This window comes from Verruconatronum alginivorum (genome assembly GCF_056590205.1).
Window position 1 is genome coordinate 2,653,613 of record NZ_JBWPVQ010000001.1, and the last position, 16,559, is coordinate 2,670,171.

Here is a 16,559-nt window from a genome sequence, read left to right on the forward strand (position 1 = left end):
CTTTGTTTTATGATTTTATCCAAGGACACCACGGTCCATTTGCAGTTCCCGCAGCAGGAAACTCTGGCGTTGGCCAGGGATGAGTTATTCTCGTTTCTCGAGCGGAGCCTCGGGATCCGGTCCGCTTCGGAGGGGACGGTCCAGATCGAATTTTCGATGATTCCGGACGCCGGATATTCCGTGCGGGTCGAGGGGAACCGGCTGGTGTTCGCCGGCGCGACTCCGGTGGAGATTCTTTATTCGGTGTATACGTTCGCCGAGGAACGCCTTGGATTTTGTTTCTTTGAGCCGGGGCGGGACCGGGTCGTTCCGGTTGGCCGGTTGGTTTTGGAGGAGGGGACGGTCGTCGGGGAGCGGACGCCCTTTTTAAAGAAGCGGGGGTTGATCCAGGAGTTTCCGCCCGACTGGAATAACTTCCGTCTCGCCGATTGGATGGCCCGCAATCGGCTCAATCTGTTGCTTACCTGGATGAAGTTTTACGATCTCTTCAGTCCGGAAATGAAGGCGTATTACCGGGCCCGCGGGATCACCATTCAGAGTGGGCACCATAACTTCGATTACTTCGTTCCCCTCAAGGAATACGGCCAGGAGCGCCCGGAATATTTCGCGGTTATCGACGGAAAACGGATCGCGGCCGAGGCGGGGGACACCGATTTGTTTCTCAGCAAACAACTGTGCGTCACCCAACCGGATCTCCGGGCGGAACTCTCCCGACGAATGTTGGATTACGCCGGAGCCCATCCGGAGCTGAATTCGATCAGTCTGATTCCCAACGACGGCTTCGGTTGGTGCGAGTGCGAATCGTGCGCGGAGTTTTACGACAAGGAACGGAAGGGGGAGCTGTTTTGCGTTTCCGAACATGTCTACCAGGCCCAGGATCTTTATCAGGACCTGGTCGGGGACGTCGCCGGACGGATCCACCGGGAGCGGCCCGATTTGGAGGTGAGTTTCGTCGCGTATGTGAACTACCTCAACCCGGCCCGCGGATTCCGGCTCCGGGAAAACATGGAGGTGCAGGTGGCTCTCTACTGGCGTTGCATCAATCACGCCATCGACGACCCTTCGTGTCCGGTCAACCGCCGCTATCTTGAAGCCCTCCGTCGCTGGGACGCCGCGAAGGAAGGAGGTTTGGTGATCATTTACGAGTATTACATGGGGGTGAACTTTTACCTCTCGTTGCCGATGATTCATCACCGGACGGTCTTTGGCGAGATGCGCGCCTTGGCGGAGAACGGGGCCGACGGGATCATGACCCAATTTCATCTGACGAATTGGACCGCTTACGGTTTGAATTACTGGATGATGGCGAAGGCGGCCTATGGAGAGGACGAATCGGCGGCCGAGACGGCCTTCGCCCGTTTGTTCGACGGGGCGGTGCCGGAGGCAGAGGCGTTGTATGCTCGGCTCCGCGAACTTCAGTTAAGCTCGGGACCGTGTTTGGTCCCGGTCCCGCGTTCCCTGCTGTTGCGCACGGGGATGGAACCGTACCGGGAAGTCGTCGAGGCGGCCCGTCGACTGCGGGAAGCGTTGCCCGGCGAGTCGTTGGTCCGCGATTTGGAGATCTGGGCGGAATATCTGCTGCGCTGGAAGACCGTGTTCGACCGATATCAGCGGGGGGAGGCGGTCCGGGGGGAATTGGACGGATTTATCGCCTGGGCGGAGGGGATTGGCAAAAACAACGTGGTGAACGTGGCCCGTTTCAAACGGTATCTGACCGCCTGGCTCGCCCGGCTGGAAACGGGCGAACCATGGGTGCATTTCAACATCGATTGGGAAGACAAATACGTCCTGCGCTATGACGACCTGTTGAATCGGGATTGGTAGAGAAGGGAATGAGGGAAGAGGGAAACCGCAGATGGGCGCAGATGGACGCAGATGAGGGAAGCACTTTGGGGGCATTGCCGTAGTCGGGTTGGCTCCGCTACATCTGAAGTCGGCGCGGGAACTGAGGAATCGCTTTTCTCTGAATCTTCACTGTTCATACAGGTTGAAGGGCAACCAAATCGGAGGGTTGGCTTCCAGCCGACCTTCTTCTGAGCCCGACGCCGACGGCGGACGGCAGGATGCCATCCCTCCCAGTGGCGAGGGAGTTTCATTCCCATGTTTGTTCCCCGCGCGCAGCCTGGGAGTAGATTCTCCTCGATCGAGATTCGGGTGCTTGTGGGCTGGACATCAGGGGTGATGGAGGCGACGATGGAAGGAACGATGGATTCGACCGGAAAAGTTACCTTGGAAGATATCGCGCGGGCGGTCGGTGTCGACAAATCGACGGTCAGCGCCACCTTGCGCGACATTCCGCGGGCAGCCCGCTTTCGGCCGGAAATCCGGGCGCGTATCCTGGAAGCGGCCGAACGGTTGAATTACCGGCCGAACTTTTTCGCCTCCCAATTGGCGAGCCCTCGGCGGAAACTGATTTTGCTTTGTCTCGGTTATCTGCACGACACCCTGAGCGCGACGCTCGCTGAGAGTTTTGAAAGCCAGGCGGAAGAACGAGGATACCGGATTTTGATTTCGGTGTTTCAAAACAAGAGCGCGCCACTGTCATTCATCAAGCAGGCGGTCGGAGGACAGGGGATCGACGCGATGGTGGTGATCGGGAGCACCCGCCGGAAGCTGAGTGACGAAATGATCCGGTCTTTGGCCGACGATGGCACGAAAATCGTCCTGGTCGGACGCGAAATCGATCACCCGGCCATCGGCTGCGTGACTGGGGACAATTACCAGGGCGGATGGCTCGCCGCGGACCATGTTTGTCGCCGGGGGGCGACCCGGGTCTGGATCGTGGTCGGTCCCCAGGGGTTGCCGATTATGGAGCAACGGGTGGCGGGAATGACCGGCCGTCTGTTGGAAGCCGGTGTGCCCGATCCGTTGTTGCTGCCGATCGTCGCCGCCCAGGAGGGACCTCTTGGATTCGTGGAGACGGCGTCCCAGTTGGTTCGTGAGCAGTTGCAAAAAGGCGGAGCTCCCGAAGCGATCCTGACGACTGGGGATTCCATCGCGATCGGGGTGATGCGGGCACTGTTGGAGCAGGACCTGAAGCCAGGGCGGGATCTGACGCTGGTCGGTTACGACGACGTCTGGCCCGCGGAGGCTCTGACTCCCAGTTTGACCTCCGTCCGGCAACCGCAACGCCGCATGGGCCGCGCGGCCGCCGATCTTTTGATCGACACGTTGGAAGGCGTGCCGCGGGAGGAGAACCGTTTGGTGTTCTACCCGGAACTGGTCGTTCGAGGATCCAGTTTGCCGGATCCGGCCCATCCCTCGCGGAAGTCTTGACCGGGGACCTGTCGGGAGGAACGGGTGTAATCAGAAGTGGTGGGATCACCGTCGTGTCATTGCGAGGAGGCTCCGCCGACGAAGCAATCCACGAAACAGCGACCCGCGCGCGCTTTCCCGGAAGGTGGATTGCCGCGTCAGTCGTTCCTCCTTCCTCGCAATGACAGACGGTTGTCTGTTTTTTCCACCACTTTCAAGCGAGCCCGAAAGGAACCGTTAGCCCCGCTTCCGGGTTGCAAAATCGGGAAATTGGTGATGCGTTTGAAAGGCGATCGAAAACACCGGAAGGTGATTCCTCGATCTTTTTCAGCTATGAGCAAAATTCTATCCGTTTTGGCGACCCTTTCGATCTCGGCGTGGCTTTTTGGCGCGCCGGCCCTGTTCGGGGAGAGTGGCTCTCCGTCCGGCGACGGGGACCGGGAATTACGGCTGACTCCGGAGGAACGGCGGGAGAGATGGCAGCAATTGCGGGCCGGGTCGGAAGCCGAGCGCCGGGAGCGTTTGCAGGACATGGGCCGGGGATTGGAGGTGCGGCAACCGAACGGACCGCGTCCGAACGACTATTTGGAGCAGTTGCAATTCCGGTCGATCCTGACGGTTGGCGGCGTCACCCAGTTCAGTCTGCGGAACGAATTCGAGAACCGGAGTTTTATAGTTTCGGAAGAGGAGGGCCGTTACGGGATCGAAGTGGTTCGCTTTGACCGGAAGACCGAGGAATTGACCTTGCGGCATGAGACGGGTCAGGAGAGAACGCTTCGATTGGAGCCCGCCCGGGTGATCGCGGACGACGAGTTCGAGGAAGACTGGAGTTGGGAGCGCCGTCGGATCGTTTGGCAGGAGCGGCGGGAGCAATACGACCAGTTCCGGGTTATCTGGGAAGAGGCAGCGGAAGGATCGCCGGAATTGCGGGAAATTCAGCGGCAGTTCGAGGAGTTGGGGGTCGCTTTCCGCGACAGTTTCCGCGCCCTGAGGGAAACGGATCCCAACACGGACGATCACCGTCTTTTGCGGGAAGCCCACCAGGCACTCCGCGATGAATTCGCGCTCGTGATGGAGTACGCCCTGATGGAGGCCCGGAAACATCCGTCATTCGAGGAGGAGGATCCGGAGTTTTTGGAACGGATGTTACGCGGATTGTCCCGGGTGGAGGGTAGTCGCGGTTGGGGACGCCGGGAACGATGGTAGGCGAGGCGGGCGAAGACGCATAGACGATGGACGGCCTGAGACCGTGCGTGGGTAAAATCATGAAAATGAATTGCTCCGGACGGTTTTTCTTCCAAGGTATCCCGGTATGTCCGACGGATCTATTTCCAAGTTTATCAAACATCATTTCCGGCACTTCAATGCCGCTGCTTTGGTCGATGCGGCCGAAGGGTATAAGCGGCATCTCGACGGAGGCGGTTCAATGCTGGTCACGTTGGCCGGTGCGATGAGCACGGCTGAGCTCGGACTCTCCCTCGCGGAGATGATTCGCCAAGGGAAGGTCCAGGCTATCAGCTGCACCGGGGCCAATCTGGAGGAGGATGTTTTTAATCTTGTCGCCCACGATTTCTACGAGCGGGTCCCGAATTACCGGGATCTTACTCCGGCGGACGAGGAGGCCCTGCTGGAGCGGCACATGAACCGGGTGACCGACACCTGCATTCCGGAAATGGAAGCGATGCGCCGGATTGAGACGGCGGTGCTGGAAGAGTGGGAGAAGGCCGATCGGGCCGGGGAACGCTATTTCCCGCACGAGTTCATGTTCAAGGTCCTGCGAAACGAGGAGTTGCAGAAGTCGTTTCAGATCGACCGGAAGGACAGTTGGCTTTGGGCGGCGATGGAGAAGAATTTGCCGATGTTCGTGCCGGGTTGGGAGGATTCGACGCTCGGCAATATGTACACCGGCCATTGTATTTCGGGGGATGTGAAAAACGTCCACACCGTGAAGACCGGGATCGAATACATGCGGTCGTTGGCCGACTGGTACATGGAAACCTCGCCGAAGTCATCGATCGGGTTTTTCCAAATCGGCGGAGGGATCGCGGGCGATTTTCCGATCTGCGTGGTGCCGATGCTCCACCAGGATTTGCGGCGGACGGATGTGCCGTTGTGGGGGTATTTTTGTCAGATCAGCGATTCGACTACCAGCTATGGCTCCTACTCGGGGGCGGTGCCGAACGAAAAGATCACTTGGGGCAAACTCGGCAGAGATACCCCCAAACATATCATCGAGTCGGACGCCTCGATTGTGGCGCCTCTGCTTTTTGCGAGCGTGCTCGGTTGGTGATCGAAGGGGAGGGGAATTTTGACCCGAGCGGAGGCGGCGAAGCTCGCCGTGTGTCGGCGAGCAGGCTTTCGACCGACTGTCCCAGCGATTTCAAGTCGAACGGCTTGGGGAGAAATCGCGTGCGCCGGTTGAGCACTTGGCCCAGCGTCACTTCGTCTTTGTAGAAACCTGAAATCACCAGGGCGGGAAGGTCGGGGAGTTTTCGGCGCAGTTCGCTGAGCAGTTGCAGGCCATCGACGCGGGGCATCATCAAGTCGGTAATGACGCAATCGGGACGGAGCCGTTTCTCGTCGACCAAATTGAGTGCGTCCCTGCCGTCGGCGGCTTCGAAAACCCGCATTCCTTTCGAGCGGAAAAAGCAACCGATCAAGGTCCGGATCGGAGGTTCGTCGTCGACGACCAAAAGGGAGAGGGAGGATGAGGAGAACGGATTTGTCATGCTGGGTGATTTTACACCCAACGGCGTCTCCTTTCCATAGGGGGCAGGGAGTGGTTGGGGGCAAAAAGATGTAAAAAAGGGTGGGGCGGGCGGTTGTCGGGATCCCTTCTCCGGGCTAGGTTGAAGGGATCGTTGGTATGAATTCAAGCGGGAGGATGAAATGGGACAAACGAATCTACAGCAGCTGCGAACGGCCAACGGATTGGAGATCATCGTCGGGTTGTGGTTGATCATCTCTCCGTTCGGACTCGGTGTGTCATTGTTGAACCAGCCCCTCTGGAATAGCGTCGCGGTGGGGGGCTTGGTCGTGTTGTTCGCGACGCTCCGAATGGTGATGCCGCCCCGTTACGGCGGGTTAAGCTGGGTCAACTTTGTGTTGGGCCTCTGGTTGGTGGTGAGTCCGTTTTTGTTTGGATTCGCCGGGATCGCGGCGGCGCTTTGGAATCATGTAATCGTAGGCGTGGCGGTCATGGTCCTCGCCCTCTGGAGCCATTGGGTCGTCCGCCGCACCGAAGGCGGCGGCGTCACAATGTAGCGGAATGCAAAGGAGAACGGGCTTTCCAGCCCGTTTTGGGACGGACAGGAATGTCCGTCCTCCTTTATCAGGCTTCCTCTTCCGAGACCTCGATGATGCGGGCGATGCCGATGAGGCGTTCCTTGCCGTCGAGGTCGACCAGTTTCACTCCGCGGGTGGTTCGGCCGATCACTCGGATGTCCTTGACCGGGCACCGGATGGTTTGACCGGTCGAAGTCAGGCAGACCACTTCGTCTTCCTCCATCACCGCGAGCGCCCCGGCGACGTTGGCGGAACGGATGGCGATGATGCCGCTGCCGCCGCGGGATTGAAGGCGGTACTCGTCGAATGGAGTCCGCTTGGCCAAGCCGTTTTCCCCGGCGATGAGGAGAGTCGCTTCCTGGGAAACCACTTCGAAGGTTTCGACGAAATCTCCCTTTTTCAACCGGATCCCCCGGACCCCGCGGGTGGCGCGGCCCTGGTCGCGCAGATCGTTTTCGTGGAAACGGATCGACATCCCGTTGTGGGTGATGATGACGATCTCGTCGTTGCCGCTTGTCAGGCGGACGTTCACCAGTCGGTCGCCTTCGTCGATGTTGATGCCGATCAGGCCGCCTTTGCGGTAGTTGACGTAGGCGTTGAGGTTGGTCTTCTTGGCGACGCCGTTGCGGGTGACCATGACCAGGTGGTGGTCGGCGGAAAATTCCTTGATGGTGAGCATCGCGGCGATCTTTTCGTCCTTTTGCAACGAAAGGACATTGGCCAGCGAGCGACCCTTGGAGGTGCGGGACCCTTCCGGGATGTCGTAAACCTTCTCCACGTAGAGGCGCCCGTTGGTCATGAAGAACATGATCGTGTCGTGGGTGCTCGCGGTGAAAAGGTGCTCGATGAAGTCGGACTCGTAGGAGCCGGAGCCGATGATGCCCTTGCCGCCCCGTTTCTGGGAGCGGTAGGCGGTGATCTCGGTCCGTTTGATGAAGCCTTCGTGGGAGACGGTGATGATGCAACCCTCGTTCGGAATGACATCCTCCATCCGGAACTGCCCTTCGTCGTCGAGGAGTTCGGTCCGGCGGGGGCTGCTGTATTTTTCCTTGAGGGCGAGCAATTCGTCCTTGATCACCTGAAGGAGCTTCGCCTCGTTTTCGAGGATCGAGCGGAGTTCCGCGATCAGGGCCATCAATTCGGCGTATTCGGCTTCGATCTTCTCGCGCTCGAGACCGGTGAGCTGGTAGAGGCGGAGGTCGAGGATGGCGTTGGCCTGGCGCTCGGACAACGGGTATTTGGCGCGCAAGGCGTCGCGGGCCTCATCGCGGTTGGCGGAGGCGCGGATGATCCGGACGAAATCGTCGAGGTTGTCGAGGGCGATCTTGTAGCCCTCGAGGATGTGGGCCCGGTCCTCGGCCTTGCGAAGCTGGAACTTGGTCCGGCGGAAAACGACATCGCGGCGGTGCTCGACGTAGCATTCGAGCATTTCCTTGATGTTCATCTGCTTCGGGCGCCGCTGGTCGAGGGCGAGCAGGATGACGCCGAAGGAGTTTTCGAGCTGGGTGTGCTTGTAAAGTTTGTTGATGGTGACGCGGGCCACTTCGCCCCGTTTGAGCTCGATCACCACCCGGGTGTTTTCGTCGGATTCGTCACGCAGGTCGCTGACCCCGTCGAGGACCTTTTCGCGGACGAGCTCGGCGATCTTGGTGACGAGGGTGGCGCGGTTGACGTTGTAGGGGAGCTCGGTGATGATGATCATCTCCCGGTCGTTGTCCATCGGCTCGACGGTGGCGCGGCCGCGGACGCGGACGATGCCGCGGCCGGTCTTCATGTAGGACTCGATGCCGGCGCGGCCGTAGGCGCTGCCTCCGGTCGGGAAGTCGGGTCCGGGCATGATCCCCATGATCTCGTCGATGGTGATCGCCGGGTTGTCGATCATCGCGCAGATCACTTCGATCAGTTCGTCGAGATTGTGCGGGGGAATGTTGGTGGTCATCCCGACCGCGATCCCGGTGGAACCGTTCATCAGCAGGTTCGGCAGGGCGGCGGGGAGGACGGACGGCTCGGTGGTCGATTCCTTGTAGTTGGGGACGAAGTCGACGGTGTCTTCGTCGATGTTGCGCAGGAGTTCTTCGGCGATCGGCTGGAGACGGCACTCGGTGTAGCGGTAGGCGGCGGGAGGATCGCCGTCGACGGAACCGAAGTTCCCCTGCGGCTCGATCAACGGGTAGCGCATCACCCAGCTCTGGGCCATCCGGACGAGGGTGTCGTAAACGGAACTGTCGCCGTGGGGGTGGTAGTTTTTCAACACTTCCCCGACCACCCCTGCGCACTTGTCGAACGGCCGGTTGTGCAGCAGACCCTCGCGGAACATCGCGTAAAGGACCCGGCGGTGGACCGGTTTGAAACCGTCGCGGACGTCCGGAAGAGCCCGACTGATGATGACCGACATCGAATAATCGATGTAGGCCGTCTGCATGATGTCGGTGATGTTGGTATTGGTCTGGCGGTCGCTTGGCGTGTCCATGGCAAAAAGGTGTCAGGTGTCAGGTGTCAGGTGTCGGGTGTCGGGTGTCGGGTGTCAGGGGGTGGAGTTTGAGGGGGTGCCGGAAGTGGACCAGCGGCGGTCGGAGGCGGGAAGTTTCTGTTCCAGCTTACGCTCCAAGCCGTTCAACATGCGGATGCACTCCCGGTATTGGTCGCGAAATCCGTTGTAGGTTTCCTCGTCGATGTAGTTTTTGCGTAAGGCAATATAAAGATGGTGGATGGTTTCGGCGGTCTCGCCGCGGGCGCGGTTTACTCCTTCGACCTTGTTCCGGATATGCCGGTCGTCGTTTTTTTCGGCCAGTTGGGAGGGGGCGCTGTTCGACGAACGTCGGATTTGAGCGCCCAGTTCGAATTTTTCGGATGGCGGCCAGCGGTGGCTCAAGGCGCAGATTTCCAAATGGAGGTCGCAGAGTCGTCGATACACAAGCAGATCCTCGACCCGATGGAAGGATCGCTCCTCCATTGGTTTGGTCATTTTCGTGACCGGAATCTCCTGGTTAGATACATTCATTCAACTACTGAATTCTGAAACCCGACACCCGAACCCGGGCTTACACGTCCAGGTAGGAAACGTTGAGGGCGTTGTCTTCGATGAAGGTGCGGCGAGGGGCCACTTCTTCGCCCATCAGGATGGTGAACAATTCGTCGGCGCGGGCGGCGTCGGTGATGTCGACCTTGAGCAGGCGCCGCTTTTCCGGGTCCATCGTGGTCTCGTAGAGTTGTTTCGGGTTCATTTCCCCCAGACCCTTGTAGCGCTGGATGCTGAGTCCCTTGCGGCCGGATTGGCGGATCTGGTTGATAATTTCCATGATCGAGCTGATCGGAATCACGCTTTCGCTTTTTTGTCCGGCGTTTTCGGTGAGGGTGTAACGCGGTTCCTCGGATTCGGCGAAACCTTCGACATCGAGTCCGGCCGAGGCGAGTTCCTTCATGACCTTGGTCATTTGACTCGATTCGAAAATCTCGTGGATGCTGATCCGCTGGTTGACCTTGATTCCCTCCTCGTTTTCGAAGACCTGCTGTTCCGGGAGGTCGAAAACGTCGCCCTGGAGCTGGAACTCGGTGTTGAAGGCCGAGAGGTCCTCGTCGGTGTGCATGAAGCGGAATTCCTCGCGGTTGCCGACCCGGATCCGGGCGAGGTACTTCGGCAGTTGAAGAGTGTCCGGCTTGTGGTTGGAAAGATACTCGGAGAGGCTGGCCCCGTAGCGTTGGATGCCGACCCCGAGCCGTTCGAGCTGCTGGAGACAATCGACGATCTTTTCGACCTGTTCCGGAGTGAAACGGTGGCCGTCGGCGAGGCGGGTCAACTGGGCCTCTTCGCTGCCGAGTTCGAGAAGGATCTTGTTGAGCTGCTCGTCGTTGTCGACGTATTGCTCGCGGCGGCGGCGCTTGATTTTGTAAAGGGGAGGCTGGGCGATGTAAACGTAGCCGTTTTCGATCAGGCCGCGCATTTGCCGGAAGATGAACGTCAGCAATAAAGTGCGGATGTGGGAGCCGTCGACGTCGGCGTCCGTCATGATGATGATCTTGTGGTAACGCGCCTTGCTGACGTCGAACGAGCCTTCGCCTTCATGGTCGCCGATCCCGGTGCCGGAGGCGGTGATGATGGTCCGGATCTCCTCGTTGGAGAGGACCTTGTCGAGCCGGGCCTTTTCGACGTTGATCAGTTTTCCGCGAATCGGGAGGATCGCCTGGGTGCGGCGGTCGCGGCCCTGTTTGGCGGAACCGCCGGCGGAATCGCCCTCCACGATGTAAAGCTCGGTCTGGGCCGGATCGCGGGAGGAGCAATCGGCCAGTTTGCCCGGGAGTCCGCCGCCGCTCATGGCGCTCTTGCGGACGGTTTCGCGGGCTTTGCGGGCGGCCTCGCGGGCGCGGGCGGCGTTGAGGCTCTTGTCGATGACCCGCTTGGCGATTTGCGGGTTGGTTTCGAAGTAATATTTCAGTTCCTCGCCGACAATCTTCTGGACGATGCCGTCGACCTCGCCGTTGGAGAGTTTGGTCTTGGTCTGGCCCTCGAAGCGCGGCTCGGGGATTTTGACCGAAATGACGGCGGTGAGACCTTCGCGGGCGTCTTCGCCGGAGATGCTCGGATCCTTGTCCTTGAGAAGTCCGTTGCTTTTGGCGTAGGTGTTGATCACCCGGGTGAGGGCGGTGCGGAAGCCGGAGAGGTGGGTGCCACCTTCGATGTTGAAGATGGAGTTGGCGTAGGCGTAGATCTGCTCGTTGTAGGTGCCGTTATACTGCATCGAGACGTCGACCACCGTGGCGAGTTCGGGATGTTCCGGATCGGGAACGTGTTTGCCGTTGAAGGTGATCGGATCGGGGTGCTGGATGTCCTTGTTGCGGTTGAGGTAGCGGACGAACTCGGAGATGCCCTCGTTGAAGTTGAACGTCTCCTCTTTTTCAGAGCGTTCGTCCTTGAGAAGAATGACGATGCCGGCGTTGAGGAAGGCGAGTTCCCGGAGGCGTTTGGCGAGGACGTCGTAATTGAAATCGAGGGTCGAGAAGATCTCGGCGTCCGGCTTGAACGTGATCTGGGTGCCGGTCTTCTTGGTCTCGCCAATTATGGCCAGTTTGGAGACGGTTTTTCCTTGTTCGAACCGCATGTGGTGGATCTTCCCCTCGCGGCGGACCTCCGCTTCGAACCATTCGGAGACGGCGTTGACGCACTTGGCTCCGACCCCGTGGAGACCGCCGGAGACGACGTAGGCCCCCTTGCCGAATTTCCCGCCGGCGTGGAGGTTGGTCAACACGAGTTCGAGCGCCGGGATCTGGTATTTCGGGTGGATGTCGACCGGAATGCCGCGGCCATCGTCCTCGATCGAGCAGGAACCGTCGAGGTGGATCGTCACCGTGATCCGGCTGCAATGTCCCGCGAGAGCCTCGTCGATGGAGTTGTCGACCACCTCGTAAACGCAATGGTGGAGGCCGCGCTCGCCGGTGTCGCCGATATACATGTCGGGACGTTTGCGGACGCCCTCGAGTCCCTCCAGCTTCTGGATATTGGCGGCGCTGTAATCGGAATTGGTCGGTTCCGGCGTCGATTCGGCCGGGTTTGCGGGATTGATCTCGTTTTCGTCCATAGCCAAGGCTTTTTTCTAATCCTAAAGACTGTCGTTGAAATGGGGGATTTCACAACTTTTTTTTCAGGGGGAATCCGATTATTAAGCATTTTTAGTTTGAAACTAAAGATAAACCGCCAAGGTTCTGAAAACGTGAAGCTTTCGGTTAAAGTCGAATACGCCTGCCGGGTGCTGGTGCAACTCGCCAAAGTCTGGGGGAGTCAGGAACTTTCCCACATCGAGACCCTGGCCAACCGGGAAAAAATCCCGGCCAATTACCTGGCGCAGATTCTCGCGGAGCTCCGCAACGGCGGATTGATCACCAGTCGGCGCGGCAAACTCGGCGGATATGCTCTGGCCCATTCGCCCGAGGAAGTGACCTTATATAGTATCGCGAAAGTGATCGACGGGGAACTATTGGAAATGAACCTGGACGAAGCCGGCGACTCCGGTCGCGCCGTCGCCCGTGCCTGGCGCGACGCGCAGGAAGCGCTGACCAAACGCCTGCAAAGCATCACCCTCCAAAGCCTGACCGCCGGCGAGGAGGAGATGTATTACATCTGATCGACCTCGGTCTCTCCAGCAAATCGGCTAGGATGAAATAGTCCTGAGATCTGCCGTCGGTCCGCGGTAAGCCGTTTGACATTCGGATTCGTGTATGCATGAATGATAACATGAAGACCATCACGCTGGATGATGAAGCTTATCGGAGGCTGAAATCCTGGAAACGGTCGCCGAGCGATTCGTTTTCGAAAGTGGTGAAGCGTGTCGTCCCGGAAGCCGGCACTCTGGGGGCTATGGTTCGGTTTGTGGAGAAGCGGGCTCCCGACGATCCGGTTCGTGATTCTATTCTCGAGGAATCCATTGAAACCCGGTCGAGTGAAAAATCGGATCCATGGATTTGATCGCCGATACGACGTTCCTGGTCGGTTTGTGGCGACGGCAGCCGTGGGCGCTGGACCTCGCGCGGAAAAATGAATCAAAAGTTTTCGGGATACCATGGATCGTGCTCGGGGAGTTTTGGCATGGAGCCGTCCGTGCCGGGCATGACTTGCGAACCGTGGAAGATTTTTTGCAAATCGGCATTCCGTTACTAGACCCGGCTCCCGTTTTGATGAGTTATGCCCGGCTCTGCACGGAGCTTCAGGAGGGAAAGGGGGCCGTGTATCGCGGAGTCGGCCAAAATGATTTGTGGATCGCCGCCGTTGCCTTGGCGTTCGATCGTCCTTTGATCACCAGGAACCGGCGGCACTTCGATTCGATCAAGAAAATGGCGCTGATCGTCCCGGCTGGGGAATGAACTCCAACCATCTCCATCTTTATCTGCGGAAATCCGCGTGATCTGCGGTCCTGAATCTTTTTGAAATCTTCCGCGGTCCGGAGATTTGCGTTGAAGGCGGGGTCCGGCGGCCCTACAAATCCCGCAGCATGGTCGACCCGAATATCGAGAAACTTCTCATCCTGCAGGACCGCGACGCCCGGCGGTTGGAGATCGAACAACAACTCGCCGCCATTCCCGGAGAAATCCGGGCGGTGGAAAAGAAAATCGAGGCGGAGAAGGAGAAGCTCGACGGGACCAAAGCCAAGGTCCGCCAACTCGAGGTGAGCCGCAAAGACCTCGATTCCCAAATGGCCGCCGCCGAGGAGCAGGTGACCCGTTACCGGAACCAGCAACTCCAGGTGAAAAAGAACGAGGAATACCAAGCCCTCACCCACGAGATCGAAACCACCAAGACCAAAATCGGCGCCCTCGAAGAGCAGGGGATCGGGGTGTTGCTCGAATTGGACGAGGAAAAAGCCAAAGTGGCGGAGATCGAAAAGGATTTCGCGGCGGTGATTGGGCAATTGGAGGAGAAGATCGCCAAGCACAAAGCCCGCGAAGAGAACTGCCGCAAGGAGTTGGAAGCGCAGCGGGCGTCGGTCGAAGAAGCCCGGGGCCAAGTGGAGAACCCTTCCTTTCTCGCCGCCTATGACCGGACGGCCCGCATGGTGAAGTTTCCGGTGGTGGTCCCGGTGAACGACCGGACCTGCCAAGGGTGCCATCTCCGGGTCTCGGGGGAAGTCGATGCCCAAGTCCGCGAACGGGGTAAAATTACGACTTGCGACAGCTGCGGGCGGATCGTATATTCGCCCCGTTAGTCTGAAAGCCGTGGCGTTCGCTGCCTTTCCTCGTGGAAGGTAGAGGAAAGTCCGGACACCGCAGGGCAGGACTCCTTGTGAAAACGAGGGCGTCTCGCGTCAAGGCGAGGCGACGGCCAGTGCCACAGAGAAAATACCGCCTGTGACAAATTCGAATTTCAAACTTCGAGCTTTGAAACGGGTAAGGGTGAAAAGGTGGGGTAAGAGCCCACCGCCCCGAGGGTGACCGAGGGGGCAGGGTAAACCCAGTCTGGTGCAAGACCAAATAGGGAACGCGGACGGCCCGTCCATCGACGTTCCGGGTGAGTTGCACCCCGCTTCGGCGGGGAGCGCCGCGCGAGCGGCCTAGAGAAATGGATGCCGCCTTCTCCGAGAGGGGAGGGAGACAGAATCCGGCTTATGAGCTTTTGGACTAACAATTTTTCGGAAAAACCCTCTTGACTCGGGAGGGGATTGAAGCATTTTTCATTATCTTTCGATTATGGCCAATACCAAGACAGCGATTAAGAACATGCGCAAGACGGAGCGCCGCACGCAAGAAAACCGTGCGATCAAAAGCCGTCTCAGGACTCTCCGCCGGACCGTGGATTCCGCCGAAGGTGCTGAAGAAAAGAAAGCGGCGGCTGTCCGTTACGTTTCGGCCCTCGACAAGGCGGCCAAGACCAAGGTGATTCACGCCAACGTGGCCCACCGCCAGAAGGCGAAGTTCGCGAAATCCATTTTCGCTTCCGCCTAAACCAATTTCCTCCTCCCATCCCGACAGCCCCCGTGCCGCACCTAGTGCCGCGGGGGTTGTCTATTTTCCGAAAACGCCTTTCCCGGAGCCGAAGGATTGATGAGCACGGATCATGATTACATCAGTTTTCCGCCCGGCACTCTCGCGGAAACCCCGCTGAGGATTCCGCTGCTCCGGGATTCGGCGAACGCCATCGCGTTGGCCAAACCGGCCGGACTGCCCGCCTTTCAGGATACCCGCCTCGGGGGAGGTCCGAAGTCGATCCTGACCGTCATCAACCAGCGGATCGGGGAGGGGGTGGCCCAGTTCGAACGACTCGGGCTCGAGGCCTGCGCTTCGCTCAACCTGCTCGACCGCGACGCCTCGGGCGTGCTGCTTCTGGCCAAAAATTCCGCCGGACGCGCGGAATTGAAGAACGCGATGGGGTCGTCGCAATTCCTCTTCCGCTACCGGTTTTTCACCGCGGCGAAACCGGAGGCGGCGGAACTCGCCTGCGAGTTGCCGTTGGCGATCCACCGGGAGAAACCGCTCGCGCTCGTCTCCCATTCGACCGGGAAAAAGACCGCCACCAAGTTCCGCCGGGTGGAAACGTTCGGCCATTGCGAGTTGTGGGAATCGGAATCGGAATACGACCGATTCCACCAAGTCCGCTTGCACGCCTCCGAGGCCGGAATCCCTCTGCTCGGCGATCCTCTATACGGCAACGCCCGGGGGCGGACGGCGACGCCGGTTCCCCCGAAACTGGTTCCGTTGTTGCCGGCGACCGGCGTTTTCCTGCATCTCCACGCACTGCGGTTTCCCGACGGTGAGTCAGCGGTGGAGGTCGAGGCCCCATACTCCCGGGAGTGGCGGATGTTTCAAAAAAAGTTGGCCCGATAAATGCGGGATAAGCCGGGAACGGGCTTGCGAGCCCGCGGAACTTTTCTACATTATCTGTTATCATGGTTTTCTCAAAACGACTGGTCATTCTTTCCTCAGCTGCGGCGATTCTCTTTTGGGTCGGTTGCGAGCGGCCTCCCGAAGCCGGCACCTCGGCATCCTCCCAAGCAGCGGTAAATGGCGCCGGAGTTGAGAACGGATTTTCCGGCGAGGTTCAAGCAGTCGAATGGCTGACCGATTACCGGAAGGCCATGGAACTCGCGGCGGAGCGGGATCAACCGGTGTTGGTCAACTTTACGGGATCCGATTGGTGCCCTCCCTGCATGCGGATGAAGTCGGAAGTTTTCGATGACGCCGTGTTCAAGCGTTACGCCAACGAGAACCTCGTATTGCTGGAGTTGGATTTTCCGCGGGGTATCGAACAACCCCGGGAAATCGTCGAGCAGAACCGCCGGCTCCAGCAGGAATACGACATCCGCGGTTTTCCGACCATCGTTTTGATCGGACCGGAAGGGGACGAGAAACGACGGACCGTCGGATTCATGCCCGGCGGATTGCGCGCCTTCTTGAACTGGGTGGAAGGGTAAGACCCCGGAGCCCTGGTGATCGGGGCGGCTCGCCGCCCGAACGCAGCGGCCGGGCGGTGACCAGGCGATTTCGTTCTTCGGGCTCGCCTTTCGGTGGAAAACTTCTTTGCGTGGGGGGAACTTCCG

Annotated in this window: 16 protein-coding genes and 1 other RNA gene; 13 read left to right on the forward strand and 4 right to left on the reverse strand. The window is 59.3% G+C overall.

Annotated features, from left to right (window positions below):
* Positions 1 to 9 precede the first annotated feature (9 nt).
* The 4 genes from ACWUI2_RS09395 (at position 10) to ACWUI2_RS09410 (ending at position 5,545) form a co-directional block, all read left to right on the forward strand.
* The gene (locus ACWUI2_RS09395; protein WP_486982599.1) at positions 10 to 1,824 is read left to right on the forward strand and encodes a DUF4838 domain-containing protein; all 1,815 of its coding nucleotides are present in this window, start codon (positions 10 to 12) and stop codon (positions 1,822 to 1,824) included.
* A 336-nt stretch (positions 1,825 to 2,160) separates the two neighbouring features.
* Positions 2,161 to 3,276, forward strand: coding sequence for a LacI family DNA-binding transcriptional regulator (locus ACWUI2_RS09400; protein ID WP_486982600.1), 1,116 nt, complete (start codon positions 2,161 to 2,163; stop codon positions 3,274 to 3,276).
* 312 nt (positions 3,277 to 3,588) lie between these two features.
* A complete protein-coding gene (locus ACWUI2_RS09405; protein ID WP_486982601.1) occupies positions 3,589 to 4,461 on the forward strand; it encodes a hypothetical protein in 873 nt (290 codons plus the stop codon).
* Between the two features lie 106 nt (positions 4,462 to 4,567).
* The gene (locus ACWUI2_RS09410; protein ID WP_486982602.1) at positions 4,568 to 5,545 is read left to right on the forward strand and encodes a deoxyhypusine synthase family protein; all 978 of its coding nucleotides are present in this window, start codon (positions 4,568 to 4,570) and stop codon (positions 5,543 to 5,545) included.
* Here the strand turns inward: ACWUI2_RS09410 and ACWUI2_RS09415 are convergent.
* Positions 5,484 to 5,984: a response regulator gene (locus tag ACWUI2_RS09415; protein WP_486982603.1), complete on the reverse strand. Its 501-nt coding sequence runs from the start codon at positions 5,982 to 5,984 to the stop codon at positions 5,484 to 5,486. The genes ACWUI2_RS09410 and ACWUI2_RS09415 overlap by 62 nt on opposite strands.
* A gap of 160 nt (positions 5,985 to 6,144) precedes the next feature.
* Between ACWUI2_RS09415 and ACWUI2_RS09420 the strand changes: the two genes are divergently transcribed.
* Positions 6,145 to 6,519 carry an SPW repeat protein gene (locus tag ACWUI2_RS09420; protein ID WP_486982604.1) on the forward strand — a complete coding sequence of 125 codons (375 nt, stop codon included), beginning with the start codon at positions 6,145 to 6,147 and terminating at the stop codon, positions 6,517 to 6,519.
* Between the two features lie 67 nt (positions 6,520 to 6,586).
* Here the strand turns inward: ACWUI2_RS09420 and gyrA are convergent, their stop codons facing one another.
* From gyrA to gyrB, 3 genes are read right to left on the reverse strand one after another with little or no spacing between them, the layout of a single operon-like run.
* Positions 6,587 to 9,010, reverse strand: a complete 2,424-nt coding sequence (gene gyrA, locus ACWUI2_RS09425) for a DNA gyrase subunit A (protein ID WP_486982605.1) — start codon at positions 9,008 to 9,010, stop codon at positions 6,587 to 6,589.
* Positions 9,011 to 9,064: 54 nt separating this feature from the next.
* Positions 9,065 to 9,541 (reverse strand): four helix bundle protein, encoded by a 477-nt coding sequence (locus tag ACWUI2_RS09430; RefSeq protein ID WP_486982606.1) that lies wholly within the window; start codon positions 9,539 to 9,541, stop codon positions 9,065 to 9,067.
* A gap of 40 nt (positions 9,542 to 9,581) precedes the next feature.
* On the reverse strand, positions 9,582 to 12,113 hold the full coding sequence (gene gyrB / locus ACWUI2_RS09435) for a DNA topoisomerase (ATP-hydrolyzing) subunit B (protein WP_486982607.1): 2,532 nt from the start codon (positions 12,111 to 12,113) through the stop codon (positions 9,582 to 9,584).
* Positions 12,114 to 12,209: 96 nt separating this feature from the next.
* Here gyrB and ACWUI2_RS09440 point away from each other — a divergent pair, with 96 nt between their 5' ends.
* The 8 genes from ACWUI2_RS09440 (at position 12,210) to ACWUI2_RS09475 (ending at position 16,433) form a co-directional block, all read left to right on the forward strand.
* Positions 12,210 to 12,656 (forward strand): RrF2 family transcriptional regulator, encoded by a 447-nt coding sequence (locus ACWUI2_RS09440; protein WP_486982608.1) that lies wholly within the window; start codon positions 12,210 to 12,212, stop codon positions 12,654 to 12,656.
* 110 nt (positions 12,657 to 12,766) lie between these two features.
* Positions 12,767 to 12,997, forward strand: coding sequence for an antitoxin VapB family protein (locus ACWUI2_RS09445; RefSeq protein ID WP_486982609.1), 231 nt, complete (start codon positions 12,767 to 12,769; stop codon positions 12,995 to 12,997).
* Positions 12,988 to 13,392, forward strand: a complete 405-nt coding sequence (locus ACWUI2_RS09450; RefSeq protein ID WP_486982610.1) for a type II toxin-antitoxin system VapC family toxin — start codon at positions 12,988 to 12,990, stop codon at positions 13,390 to 13,392. The genes ACWUI2_RS09445 and ACWUI2_RS09450 overlap by 10 nt, the downstream gene beginning before the upstream one ends.
* A gap of 128 nt (positions 13,393 to 13,520) precedes the next feature.
* Positions 13,521 to 14,231, forward strand: coding sequence for a zinc ribbon domain-containing protein (locus ACWUI2_RS09455; protein ID WP_486982611.1), 711 nt, complete (start codon positions 13,521 to 13,523; stop codon positions 14,229 to 14,231).
* Positions 14,232 to 14,647, forward strand: an RNA gene (rnpB, locus tag ACWUI2_RS09460) — RNase P RNA component class A. It abuts the gene before it with no gap.
* A gap of 65 nt (positions 14,648 to 14,712) precedes the next feature.
* Entirely contained in the window at positions 14,713 to 14,967 is a 255-nt protein-coding gene (rpsT, locus tag ACWUI2_RS09465) for a 30S ribosomal protein S20 (RefSeq protein WP_486982612.1), read from the forward strand.
* A 99-nt stretch (positions 14,968 to 15,066) separates the two neighbouring features.
* On the forward strand, positions 15,067 to 15,846 hold the full coding sequence (locus tag ACWUI2_RS09470; RefSeq protein WP_486982613.1) for a pseudouridine synthase: 780 nt from the start codon (positions 15,067 to 15,069) through the stop codon (positions 15,844 to 15,846).
* Between the two features lie 62 nt (positions 15,847 to 15,908).
* On the forward strand, positions 15,909 to 16,433 hold the full coding sequence (locus ACWUI2_RS09475) for a thioredoxin family protein (protein WP_486982614.1): 525 nt from the start codon (positions 15,909 to 15,911) through the stop codon (positions 16,431 to 16,433).
* Positions 16,434 to 16,559: the final 126 nt, after the last annotated feature.